The sequence below is a fragment of the Acinetobacter sp. ANC 5600 genome (assembly GCF_002018395.1).
Lineage (GTDB): Bacteria > Pseudomonadota > Gammaproteobacteria > Pseudomonadales > Moraxellaceae > Acinetobacter > Acinetobacter amyesii.
The window spans coordinates 292,725-306,226 of record NZ_MVKW01000002.1; the positions used below are offsets into that span (position 1 = coordinate 292,725).

The window sequence follows — 13,502 nt, forward strand, 5'->3', positions numbered from 1 at the left end:
AAGTTGCAAACTTAAAGCGTCAAACATCACATGCCACTTCGTTCAGAGTAATAGCATCCATTGCTATATACAGATACTTTAGATCATTCGCTAAAACGACAGCAAGTGCATTTCCTCTCACTGTCAGACAATTCCGATAAGCTGTCAAATTTTGCTCGTATTTCATTGAGATAACCGACACACATATGGCATTGAGCTTGTAACAGCATATAAAAATGCAAACTGTCTGATGCTGCCGAGCATAACACCCATAAAAAAAGACACCGAAGTGTCTTTTTTTATTTAATCATTTTAAGCGCGTGATTTAGGCTTCGATTTTCCTTTGGGTTTCGGACCGCCAAAAGGTTTTTTCGCATCACCCGTTTCACGCGGCGGCAGACCAGTATGCTGCGTCAAGATTTGACCGCGCTCAGGACGCTTCTTGGTGTTTGAAGGACGCGATTGAGCAGCCTTAGTCCGATTACCTTGTTCGCCTGTACGTTTTTGTGAATCACCCGCAATGCTTGAGTTCTTTTTACGTGCAGATTGGTATTGACCCTCAGCACTGCCAACCGGTTGATACGTCGGAATCAAATGCTGTTTTGAGTTGCCAATCAGATCCTGACGCCCCATTTCTTTAAGCGCTTCACGTAGCAACGGCCAGTTGTTTGGATCATGGTAGCGCAAGAAGGCTTTATGTAAACGGCGGCGTTTTTCACCTTTCACGATATCGACATTTTCGGTATAACGCGCCACTTTAGCCAGCGGGTTTTTACCGGTGTAATACATGGTGGTTGCAGTCGCCATTGGTGATGGATAGAAGGTTTGTACCTGATCGGCACGGAAACCATTCTTCTTCAGCCAAATCGCCAAGTTCATCATGTCATAGTCCGTCGTACCCGGATGCGCTGCAATAAAGTAAGGAATGAGATACTGCTCTTTCCCTGCTTCCTTACTGAAACGATCAAACATTTGTTTGAAACGGTCATAGGTCCCGATCCCCGGCTTCATCATCTTCGACAATGGGCCTTTTTCGGTATGTTCTGGCGCAATCTTCAGGTAACCGCCGACATGATGTGTCACCAATTCTTTGACATATTCTGGGTTTAACACTGCAAGGTCATAGCGTAAACCAGAACCGATCAGAATCTTTTTAATCCCCGGCAATGAACGCGCTTTACGGTATAACTGGGTTAAAGGCGCATGATCGGTATGTAAGTTTTGACATACACCCGGGAATACACACGACGGCTTACGACAGTTCTTTTCAATCTCAGGATCTTTACATGCCAAACGGTACATATTGGCCGTTGGTCCGCCTAAGTCAGAAATGATCCCGGTAAAGCCCGGTGCTGTATCACGAATTTTTTCAACTTCACGCAAAATCGATTCTTCAGAACGGTTTTGGATGATACGCCCTTCATGCTCTGTAATTGAGCAGAAGGTACAGCCGCCAAAACAGCCGCGCATAATGTTCACAGAGAACTTAATCATGTCAAAGGCAGGAAAACGCGCTTCACCATACGCAGGATGTGGCAGACGTGCATAGGGTAAATCAAACACGTAGTCCATCTCTTCCGTCGTCAATGGAATCGGTGGTGGATTTAACCAGACATCACGTTCACCATGCTTTTGCACCATCGCGCGCGCATTGCCCGGATTGGTTTCCAAATGCAAAATACGGTTGGCATGTGCATACAGCACAGGATCATTCGCCACATCTTCATAGGCAGGCAAACGAATCACCGCCAATTCACGCGGCGGCAATTTATGCTTAATGGCTTTTGATGCAGGTTGCAGCTGCACGATTTGCGTGTCGGCGTCTAAATTATCGCCTTCACGAACAATCGGATTTGCTACCGCCTCTTTTTGGAAGCCCTGATATTGCGTAACGCTGTCTTTGCCTTTCTCGATTTCACAGCCTTCAAGGTCTTCAGTCATCACGTACGGGTTAATGATCGGATCGACACGGCCAATCGCATCGACATCATTTGATGCGATTTCAACAAACTTCGCTTTTGAAGCCCGGTTATTTTTATTCACAATAAATGCAGTACCGCGGACATCCGTAATCTCTTGGATTTTTTCACCGCGAGCCAAACGATGCATGATTTCCGTGATTGAACGTTCACCATTACCATACATCAATAGATCGGCTTTCGAGTCCATCAATACTGAACGGCGGACTTTGTCTGACCAATAATCATAATGTGCAATACGGCGCAGCGAGGCTTCAATACCGCCCAATAATACAGGCACATCTGGATAAGCTTCACGCACACGTTGGCAATATACCGTTGCTGCACGGTCTGGACGTTTATTCGGTTGATTATCCGGAGAATACGCATCATCCGAACGGATTTTACGGTCAGCTGTATAACGGTTGATCATCGAATCCATGTTGCCGGCAGTCACGCCCCAAGCAATATTCGGTTTACCCAATACACGGAAGGCTTCTACATTGGTCCAGTCTGGCTGAGCAATAATCCCGACACGGAAGCCTTGCGCTTCAAGGGTACGGCCGATGATCCCTGAACAGAATGATGGATGATCGATATACGCATCGCCACAAACCAAAATAAAGTCGCAGCTGTCCCAACCGAGTTGATCCATTTCTTCGCGTGACATCGGCAAAAATGGCGCAGGGTCAAAACAAGACGCCCAATATTTGTCGTAATCAAACAACGCTTTTGGCGCAGTCTGCATAGTATAAGCAGTAGACATGGCTAGCAATTCTCGGCTGGCAGATGGAATGATCTGAAAAAAGATCAAAGAAGATGAAAGCCGATCATTTTACCATGAATTCCATTCATCATGCTTGATTATAATTTATACAATAGCTACAGAATCATTGAATTGTTTTATATAGACATCAGATGTAATAGTGCTGTAGCACGACTATAAAACAAGATTTAAATAAATCATTTGTAACTTTGCTTTAGTTTAAATCAACCTAGAATGTGCCATGAGTTATCACATTTTATTCAACATTAAAGCCTGCGCCTGTTGAAATTGAATGTGCATTTCAGGTAAATATTTTTCAATATAAATCTTACGCTTATCTATACTGTCTTGAGTCATCAATGGTTTTACATCAAGCATTTGACGGCGTGTCGTTTCCTGCTGATATTTTTGCCAAAAACTCAATGCTGCATTTGGATCAAAGCCCGCTTTCGACATCAGATCAAGTGCAAGGACATCAGCTTCTAGTTCAAATTTTGAAACTTTAGGCAGAAAAACCGCTTGCCCAGTCACACTACTGGCAGCCGTTGCAAGCGCACCGATACCCGCAGTTGAAGAAATCATCGCCACCTGACTTGCAAACAGCAGGGAAATCTTTTCACGATGATGATCACGCAGAGCATGTGCCATTTCATGCGCCATCACAAATGCCAATTCATCTTCAGTCAGCTTTAAACTCCAATACAAACCCGTGTTAATGACAATTTTCCCACTTGGAAAACCATGTGCATTTAAATCTTTATTGAGATTCCCACTGACTTGCCAATCCCATTGACTCGAACCATGGCGGTAAAACTCCGCATTTTTTTTGAGTTTATTTAAAACTTGATCCAATTTCGGATCGATGATCAAAAGTTTCTTGTCTTTCGCCTGATGAATAAATTGTTGATACGATCTATCCGCCTGTTTAGTTAATAACTTTTGAGGAACGATAAAAAACTGTTTTCGCTCTGCGCCTGCTGTCCCTAAATTCGTGGTATTTGCACAAGCTGAAATTAAGATAAAAACCAAAGCCATCATTAAAATAGTTATATTTTTCATAATCACCTTCAGTTTAAAACTAATGATGATCTATTTATAATTCCAACTAAAAATAAATGCAAAAACATTAAAAAAATACAAATAAAATATTAATATCAATTATTTAAAAATATATTAAATTTGAAGAATGATAACCAAAAATATTTTATATATTATATTTTGATGCATTTCATTATTATGAGGCACCTTTTAAAAAAATATTAGACTAAAGTTTTATAATCATAAAAATAGTAAATTCCGCCATTTTTATAGTGTTATTTATATTAAAAAATAGATGTAAAACGAATATTAAATAATAGCTTATTCACATATTTCTATTTTAATTTATTCAATTGTATTGCTAAAAATAAACCGATCATCAAAATAACAGCAATAAAGCTCGTCAACCCCATCCAACCAGACATTTCCCAAACCAAACCACTACTACTACCCAAGATACTAGAACCTAAATAGTAGCAAAATAAATACAGCGATGAACCTACGGCACGGTACTGCAGGGATTGAACCGAAACCCAACTACTTGCCGTGGAATGCGCTGCAAAAAAAGCAAAAGTGAATACAATCAGTCCCAAAATGACTGACCAAAATGCCGGAATGAGCATGATCAACAGCCCCAACAACATCATGATCAGCATCGAAGGTAAAATTTTTGCCCGGCCAAAGCGTTTCCCCCAACTTGCAGCCCGAGATGAACTATATATTCCTGCCAAATATGCTATGGAGATTAGTCCAATCCATGTTTGAGAAAGTTGATAAGGTTCGTCTAATAGGTGGTAGCTCATATAGTTAAATATAGAGACAAAACATCCCATGAGGATAAAGCCTTGAAGGAATAAAATTCTCAGCTTTGGATCTGCTAAATTTTTAACGAAAGATTCATAAAATCGGTTGAAACGAATGGGATAAGCTTGAAAATGTTGAGATGCTGGAAGTAATAAGAAGAACGCTGTGGCTATACAGAGGTTAATGATGCCGATAATCATCATGGCATTTTGCCAACTAATATAATCAATCAATACCCCAGCAATGAGACGCCCCCCCATTCCGCCAATTGCGGTCCCTGAAATATACAGGCCCATTGCAAAGCCTATATCTTTTTGCGCAATTTCCTCTCCAATATAAGTCATTGCAACAGCAGCAACACCGCTAACACTTAATCCGATCAGCACGCGATTCAGTAAAAATATTTCCCAAAGGGGAAATATAGAACTGATAATTGAAAGTGATGCTGCCAAAAATAAAGCGATGACCATCACAGGCTTACGACCGAATCGATCTGAAATCAAACCGGTGAAAAGTAGTCCTATTGCTAAAGCAATAGTAGAAAAAGATAAAGGGAAACTGCTATGTGTCGGACTGACATGAAAGAAATCCGCAAAAATTGGCATCATCGGTTGTACACAATACAACGATGAAAAAATTGCGAAGCCTGCTAAAAATAAAGAAAATAAAATGGCAAGAAATGGTCGTGTGCCGTATTCAATATAATGAGCGTTTGAAGCTAAATCAGACATGAGCTTTTCATCAATAACACGGATAGTATACGCCTTTCAGCCTTTAATTTAAAAATCACATAAAAATGAATGAAGAATTCTTTGTTTTTCTTCTTCCCTCTTTTCCTTCCCGCATAAAAAAAACACCCCCTGGACTAGTCAGGGGGTGTTTCGAATAATGAGCTGGCGATGACTTACTCTCACATGGGTAACCCCACACTACCATCAGCGCTAAGAGGTTTCACTTCTGAGTTCGGGAAGGGATCAGGTGGTTCACTCTTGCTATTGTCGCCAGCACAACTGTTATGGATACTTGCTTAGTCTAATCTCAGAGCAGTGCTCTTCGTGCTAAGTTTTCTACCAAATGAGTTATTAACAGATCATATCTGAGTTGCAGTATTTTGTTCTTAAGCGTTAACTAAATCAAGTTATTTTGCTTAATATCGAATCAATTGATGCTATATATACAACCGTTTGGGTGTTGTATAGTCAAGCCTCACGAGCAATTAGTATTGGTCAGCTTCATGCGTCACCGCACTTCCACACCCAACCTATCAACGTCGTAGTCTTCAACGGCTCTTTAGTGGACATAAAGTCCAAGGGAAATCTTATCTTGAGGTAGGCTTCCCGCTTAGATGCTTTCAGCGGTTATCCCTTCCGAACATAGCTACCCGGCGATGCGACTGGCGTCACAACCGGTACACCAGAGGTTCGTCCACTCTGGTCCTCTCGTACTAGGAGCAGATCCTCTCAAATTTCCAGCGCCCACGGTAGATAGGGACCGAACTGTCTCACGACGTTCTAAACCCAGCTCGCGTACCTCTTTAAATGGCGAACAGCCATACCCTTGGGACCTGCTTCAGCCCCAGGATGAGATGAGCCGACATCGAGGTGCCAAACACCGCCGTCGATATGAACTCTTGGGCGGTATCAGCCTGTTATCCCCAGAGTACCTTTTATCCGTTGAGCGATGGCCCTTCCATACAGAACCACCGGATCACTAAGACCTACTTTCGTACCTGCTCGACTTGTGGGTCTCGCAGTTAAGCGCGCTTTTGCCTTTATACTCTACGCGTGATTTCCGACCACGCTGAGCGCACCTTCGTACTCCTCCGTTACTCTTTAGGAGGAGACCGCCCCAGTCAAACTACCCACCAGACATGGTCCTCGCTCCAGATCATGGAGCAGAGTTAGAACCTCAATATTACCAGGGTGGTATTTCAAGATTGGCTCCACCGAAACTAGCGTCTCGGTTTCAAAGCCTCCCACCTATCCTACACAAGTAAGATCAAAGTTCAATGTCAAGCTGCAGTAAAGGTTCACGGGGTCTTTCCGTCTAGCCGCGGGTACACCGCATCTTCACGGCGATTTCGATTTCACTGAGCCTCTGCTGGAGACAGCGCCCCCATCATTATGCCATTCGTGCAGGTCGGAACTTACCCGACAAGGAATTTCGCTACCTTAGGACCGTTATAGTTACGGCCGCCGTTTACTGGGGCTTCGATCAAGAGCTTCGCTTACGCTAACCCCATCAATTAACCTTCCAGCACCGGGCAGGCATCACACCCTATACGTCCACTTTCGTGTTTGCAGAGTGCTATGTTTTTAATAAACAGTTGCAGGGGCCTGGTTTCTGTGGCTGCTCTCAGCTCAGGAAGCAAGTTCCATCACCAAAAGCAGCGTACCTTCTCCCGAAGTTACGGTACCATTTTGCCTAGTTCCTTCAGCAGAGTTCTCTCAAGCGCTTTGGTCTACTCGACCTGACCACCTGTGTCGGTTTCGGGTACGATTCCAGTGTAACTGAAGCTTAGAGACTTTTCCTGGAAGTATGGTATCAGCCACTTCACTGTACAAGTACAGCTTGCTGTCAGATCTCAGCATAGAGTACCCCGGATTTGCCTAAGATACATGCCTACTTCCTTTCACCTGGACAACCAACGCCAGGCTGACTTAACCTTCTCCGTCCTCTCATCGCATTACACTGAAGTATTGGAATATTAACCAATTTCCCATCGACTACGCCTCTCGGCCTCGCCTTAGGGGTCGACTCACCCAGCCCCGATTAACGTTGGACTGGAACCCTTGGTCTTTCAGCGAACGGGTTTTTCACCCGTTTTGTCGTTACTCACGTCAGCATTCGCACTTCTGATACCTCCAGCAGACTTCTCAATCCACCTTCATCGGCTTACAGAACGCTCCCCTACCACTTACACTAATGTGTAAATCCGCAGCTTCGGCATATAGTTTTAGCCCCGTTACATCTTCCGCGCAGGCCGACTCGACTAGTGAGCTATTACGCTTTCTTTAAAGGGTGGCTGCTTCTAAGCCAACCTCCTAGCTGTCTATGCCTTCCCACATCGTTTCCCACTTAACTATAATTTTGGGGCCTTAGCTGGCGGTCTGGATTGTTTTCCTCTTGACTACGGACGTTAGCACCCGCAGTCTGTCTCCCGGATAGTACTCATTGGTATTCGGAGTTTGCATCGGTTTGGTAAGTCGGGATGACCCCCTAGCCGAAACAGTGCTCTACCCCCAATGGTATTCGTCCGAGGCGCTACCTAAATAGCTTTCGGGGAGAACCAGCTATCACCGAGTTTGATTAGCCTTTCACCCCTATCCACAAGTCATCCCCTGGCTTTTCAACGACAGTGGGTTCGGTCCTCCAGTTAGTGTTACCCAACCTTCAACCTGCTCATGGATAGATCACCCGGTTTCGGGTCTACACCCAGCAACTAAACGCCCTATTAAGACTCGATTTCTCTACGGCTCCCCTAATCGGTTAACCTTGCTACTGAATGTAAGTCGCTGACCCATTATACAAAAGGTACGCAGTCACCAAACAAGTTGGCTCCCACTGCTTGTATGCATGCGGTTTCAGGATCTATTTCACTCCCCTCACAGGGGTTCTTTTCGCCTTTCCCTCACGGTACTGGTTCACTATCGGTCAGTCAGGAGTATTTAGCCTTGGAGGATGGTCCCCCCATATTCAGACAAGGTTTCACGTGCCTCGCCCTACTCGACATCATTATCTAAGCCCTTTCGTGTACAGGACTATCACCTACTATGGTCGCACTTCCCAGAGCGTTCCACTAAAGCTTAGATAACTTAATGGGCTTTTCCCCGTTCGCTCGCCGCTACTGAGGGAATCTCAATTGATTTCTTTTCCTAAGGGTACTGAGATGTTTCACTTCCCCTCGTTCGCCTCATAAACCTATGTATTCAGTTTATGATACCCGCCTTATAGCGGGTGGGTTTCCCCATTCAGAAATCTCCGGATCACAGGATATTTGCCGCCTCCCCGGAGCTTATCGCAGGCTATTACGTCTTTCATCGCCTCTGACTGCCAAGGCATCCACCACATGCACTTAATTACTTGACTATACAACCCCAAACAGTCGCTTGATCCTACAAGTAGATCAACCAACATTACAGTTTAGAGCTTCGTGAATTTAATCACTGTACAGCTTCAATTAGATTCATATACCAAAACGCTTGATTCAGTTAATTTCGCTAGTAACTCATTTCATTCAACTTTCACAATTGCTTGTTAGGTTAAATCAAACGAGTATGAACAAATTATTTCAACTCAAATATATTCTGTTAATGATTTTTCCAGCCTTCGTCAGGTCAGGAAACTGTGATAAATCACAGAGCTTAATAACAATGGAGCGAATCATACGCCACTTTGTTGCTAAGCTCTATAACCTAAACACTTGATCGCTTAAGGACTAAGCTAACAATCGTTTGATTGTTTATTTTAGCTTCGTTCTTTATACATTCCGAAGGAATGTATGGTGGAGACTAGGAGAGTCGAACTCCTGACCTCCTGCGTGCAAAGCAGGCGCTCTACCAACTAAGCTAAGTCCCCAGCTTATCAATAAGTCAATGTTTCTGTTTTTCTGTTTGCTTCCGTATTTTATTCAAATACTTCGTTAGTCAGAATGGTGGGTCTGACAAGACTTGAACTTGTGACCCCACGCTTATCAAGCGTGTGCTCTAACCAACTGAGCTACAGACCCTCAGATACATCGTCATGAAGAACAACTTGTTGTGGATTCTTACCAATCGTCAATCTTTCGTTAAGGAGGTGATCCAGCCGCAGGTTCCCCTACGGCTACCTTGTTACGACTTCACCCCAGTCATCGGCCACACCGTGGTAAGCGTCCTCCTTACGGTTAGACTACCTACTTCTGGTGCAACAAACTCCCATGGTGTGACGGGCGGTGTGTACAAGGCCCGGGAACGTATTCACCGCGGCATTCTGATCCGCGATTACTAGCGATTCCGACTTCATGGAGTCGAGTTGCAGACTCCAATCCGGACTACGATCGGCTTTTTGAGATTAGCATCTCCTCGCGGAGTAGCAACCCTTTGTACCGACCATTGTAGCACGTGTGTAGCCCTGGTCGTAAGGGCCATGATGACTTGACGTCGTCCCCGCCTTCCTCCAGTTTGTCACTGGCAGTATCCTTAAAGTTCCCGGCTTAACCCGATGGCAAATAAGGAAAAGGGTTGCGCTCGTTGCGGGACTTAACCCAACATCTCACGACACGAGCTGACGACAGCCATGCAGCACCTGTATGTAAGTTCCCGAAGGCACCAATCCATCTCTGGAAAGTTCTTACTATGTCAAGACCAGGTAAGGTTCTTCGCGTTGCATCGAATTAAACCACATGCTCCACCGCTTGTGCGGGCCCCCGTCAATTCATTTGAGTTTTAGTCTTGCGACCGTACTCCCCAGGCGGTCTACTTATCGCGTTAGCTGCGCCACTAAAGCCTCAAAGGCCCCAACGGCTAGTAGACATCGTTTACGGCATGGACTACCAGGGTATCTAATCCTGTTTGCTCCCCATGCTTTCGTGCCTCAGCGTCAGTATTAGGCCAGATGGCTGCCTTCGCCATCGGTATTCCTCCAGATCTCTACGCATTTCACCGCTACACCTGGAATTCTACCATCCTCTCCCATACTCTAGCTTCCCAGTATCGAATGCAATTCCCAAGTTAAGCTCGGGGATTTCACATCCGACTTAAAAAGCCGCCTACGCACGCTTTACGCCCAGTAAATCCGATTAACGCTCGCACCCTCTGTATTACCGCGGCTGCTGGCACAGAGTTAGCCGGTGCTTATTCTGCGAGTAACGTCCACTATCTTTAGGTATTAACCAAAGTAGCCTCCTCCTCGCTTAAAGTGCTTTACAACCAAAAGGCCTTCTTCACACACGCGGCATGGCTGGATCAGGGTTCCCCCCATTGTCCAATATTCCCCACTGCTGCCTCCCGTAGGAGTCTGGGCCGTGTCTCAGTCCCAGTGTGGCGGATCATCCTCTCAGACCCGCTACAGATCGTCGCCTTGGTAGGCCTTTACCCCACCAACTAGCTAATCCGACTTAGGCTCATCTATTAGCGCAAGGTCCGAAGATCCCCTGCTTTCTCCCGTAGGACGTATGCGGTATTAGCATCCCTTTCGAAATGTTGTCCCCCACTAATAGGCAGATTCCTAAGCATTACTCACCCGTCCGCCGCTAGAAATCGGTAGCAAGCTACCTATTCCCGCTCGACTTGCATGTGTTAAGCCTGCCGCCAGCGTTCAATCTGAGCCATGATCAAACTCTTCAGTTTAAAATCAATAGTACATATAGTGTACCAATCTTGGCTCATCAATTACTGACAAAAATTTGCTCAAATAAACTTCGAGTAATTTCTACCATCAATCAATGAAAATAATTTCGATCAATCAAYCAGTAAAAATCCACACAAGTTGTTCTTCATAATCTCTTAATGATCTTCTTGTTGGTTCGTCACCAGCAAGCTAGGTCGGCTATATTACTCTTTATTTCTAAAGAGTCAACTGGTAATTCAAATTATTTTTAAACTTATCAAATAAAACCCAACTTAATCAATTCAACCAAGTCATTGTTTTATCAGAAGTTTTAATCTTCATCACCGCCAATGGATGTGCATTCTACAGCATTTCTGATCCAACGCAACACCTTTTTTTAAATAATTATTTTGAGCGCACATTTTTCACTCAAATTACATTTTTTCATTCATATTTTGATCAAATTTGGTTTAATAGTAATAAATCAGGATTATTTGAACGTTTTTACTTATTATACGGCAAACATTTTGCCGCGCTAAAAGCGTCAGGACTATATATGCGCCAAACTTCTTTTTTATATGCAGGATTATTGTCACTTGTCGTAACAACACCTGTATTTGCAAATGACGAGGCTTCAGCACCTGTTGCTCAAGACTCAGAAGCTGCCAATAAATCAAAAACGCAACAACTTGCGCATGCTGCGATGGTCAAGTCATCTGAAGTTGCAAAAAAATTATCTGTAAATGCAAATGCAGCACAATCAGAAGAAGATAAAGACCCTTTCCAACCGATCAACCGGAAAGTTTACGCATTTAATGATTATTTAGATGTCCATATTGCCCGCCCTGCTGCTGTGCAATATGTAGCAAAAACCCCTAAGGATATTCGTGAATCTTATCGTTTATTCCGTAAAAATTTGGGCGAACCTTGGAATGCATTTAACCAACTCATTCAAGGACGACCGACACGTGCCGCAAAAAGTCTGGGGCGTTTTACTGTTAATACACTGACAACTTTAGGCTTTGCTGACCCTGCAAGCCGTCTAGGTCTAGAAACAGAAGATGAAAACTTTGGCGCGACTTTAGGTTATTACGGTATTCCTTCTGGTCCTTATATTGTTCTACCAGTGCTTGGTCCAAGCACATTGCGCCAAACCGTCGGTCTAGCAGTAGATAGTCAAGGACGTCCACAGAAATATATGCTTGATGGTCATGATGTGGCGTATTGGTCTGAGCAAACTTTACGTGGAATCGATACTCGCGCTCAATTACTGGATATTGAAGGTGTATTGCAAGGCGATAAATATGCTCAAATTCGCGACATCTATTTACAACGCCTGAATTATTCAATTTCTGAGAAAAAAGGTATCGCTGAAGAAAACCTATTTATTGATGAAGAAGATGACGATATTGATGAATCTGAAGATAATTCAGTAGACGTTTCATCTGATGATTCTACCGATTTCATTGATGATAGCATTTCAGATGATACCGACACGGTATTAACTGAATAAATAAAATTTTTCAATTGGCTGGTGTGGTTTTTACCTCCAGCCATCATTAGCTTGCTATAGTACACTTATTGTCTATCGAAGGATTCATCTAATTCTTTATGTATTTCATTCAACCTACTCGTGATATTCCATATTTAGATCAGGTACTTGATGCGCTTCCTAGCGTACAAATGATTAACATTGAAGATCTAGACTTGTATGATCCAACGATCATTGCAATTGCTGATGTTGCTGACTTTTTAAATCACCAATGGACACTTCCTACCATTGTGCTCGCTTTTGAGCATGAAGGTGCTGCATTGGCTCAAGCGTGGCAACAAGGCGCTTTAGCAGGATGGGTGTGGGATCATATTCCAACCAACCTTCAAGTGGCACTCACTAAAATTGATGCGCAATACAAACGCAATCAAGACAGCCGTGATCTCCCTTCTGCTGCAGATTTGCAAAAACGTTTACTGCCCAACCCGATTGAACTCCACAACTATAAAATTGAAACATTCTTCCAGCCTTCAGCCTATTTATCCGGTGATTGGTACGATTACTGGAAAATCAGCGATAAAGAAATTATGTTTTATCTTGCAGATGTATCTGGTCATGGGGTGACGAGTAGTTTACTGACCTCTTGGATGGCTGCTTTCCACGGTCGTTCAAAAACCCCGAGAGAACTCATCAAAAAGCTCAATGGCATGTTGGTTCAAGAAAATATTGAAAAGCACATTACCATGATTGCGGGGATACTCAATCTCGATACGCATGTCTTGAAATGGTCTAGCGCAGGCCACTATCCTCCAGCCATTTTATTTGAACCCGGTCTTCCCGCACGAATTTTAAATACCAGTAGCTTTCCACTTGGCTTAACTGAAGACCTAGAAGTTGAAGAGTTTGAATTTACCTTAAATCGTTATTCGCGCTTTGTAATTTGCTCGGATGGCGCACTTGAACCTTTTGATGGTGGATTGAATGAACAGCTAGGTCAATTGGTTTATCACTTGCAAAATCAATCATTTCAAGCACCAGACCATGTTGCCGACGATATTGCCATCCTAAGTTTACGTCGAATCAATTAGTCACGAAATCAACTACTTAAACCGAATAAGACTTTCTGATCATACTCGGCTACTTGAGTAAGCTGTGC

At 43.7% G+C, this 13,502-nt stretch carries 5 protein-coding genes, 2 tRNA genes and 3 rRNA genes; 2 read left to right on the forward strand and 8 right to left on the reverse strand.

Annotated features, from left to right (window positions below):
• Positions 1 to 291: 291 nt before the first annotated feature.
• The 8 genes from B1201_RS05245 to B1201_RS05280 form a co-directional block, all read right to left on the reverse strand.
• Positions 292 to 2,703 carry a YgiQ family radical SAM protein gene (locus tag B1201_RS05245; protein WP_078192861.1) on the reverse strand — a complete coding sequence of 804 codons (2,412 nt, stop codon included), beginning with the start codon at positions 2,701 to 2,703 and terminating at the stop codon, positions 292 to 294.
• A gap of 249 nt (positions 2,704 to 2,952) precedes the next feature.
• A complete protein-coding gene (locus B1201_RS05250) occupies positions 2,953 to 3,762 on the reverse strand; it encodes a M48 family metallopeptidase (RefSeq protein WP_078192613.1) in 810 nt (269 codons plus the stop codon).
• Between the two features lie 314 nt (positions 3,763 to 4,076).
• Positions 4,077 to 5,276 (reverse strand): MFS transporter, encoded by a 1,200-nt coding sequence (locus tag B1201_RS05255; protein WP_078192614.1) that lies wholly within the window; start codon positions 5,274 to 5,276, stop codon positions 4,077 to 4,079.
• Positions 5,277 to 5,436: 160 nt separating this feature from the next.
• Positions 5,437 to 5,551, reverse strand: a 5S ribosomal RNA gene (gene rrf, locus B1201_RS05260).
• Between the two features lie 189 nt (positions 5,552 to 5,740).
• A 23S ribosomal RNA gene (locus tag B1201_RS05265) occupies positions 5,741 to 8,634 on the reverse strand.
• Positions 8,635 to 9,047: 413 nt separating this feature from the next.
• A tRNA-Ala gene (locus B1201_RS05270) sits at positions 9,048 to 9,123 on the reverse strand.
• Between the two features lie 74 nt (positions 9,124 to 9,197).
• Positions 9,198 to 9,274, reverse strand: a tRNA-Ile gene (locus B1201_RS05275).
• Positions 9,275 to 9,335: 61 nt separating this feature from the next.
• A 16S ribosomal RNA gene (locus B1201_RS05280) occupies positions 9,336 to 10,874 on the reverse strand.
• Together the 16S, 23S and 5S rRNA genes with 2 tRNA genes alongside form the textbook arrangement of a ribosomal RNA operon.
• A gap of 536 nt (positions 10,875 to 11,410) precedes the next feature.
• On the opposite strand from B1201_RS05280, the gene B1201_RS05285 reads away from it, so the two are divergent.
• Both B1201_RS05285 and gigA read left to right on the forward strand, forming a co-directional pair.
• Positions 11,411 to 12,367 carry a VacJ family lipoprotein gene (locus tag B1201_RS05285; protein ID WP_078192615.1) on the forward strand — a complete coding sequence of 319 codons (957 nt, stop codon included), beginning with the start codon at positions 11,411 to 11,413 and terminating at the stop codon, positions 12,365 to 12,367.
• A gap of 98 nt (positions 12,368 to 12,465) precedes the next feature.
• Complete coding sequence (gigA, locus tag B1201_RS05290; protein WP_078192616.1) at positions 12,466 to 13,434, forward strand: RsbU family protein phosphatase GigA; 969 nt, start codon at positions 12,466 to 12,468, stop codon at positions 13,432 to 13,434.
• Positions 13,435 to 13,502: the final 68 nt, after the last annotated feature.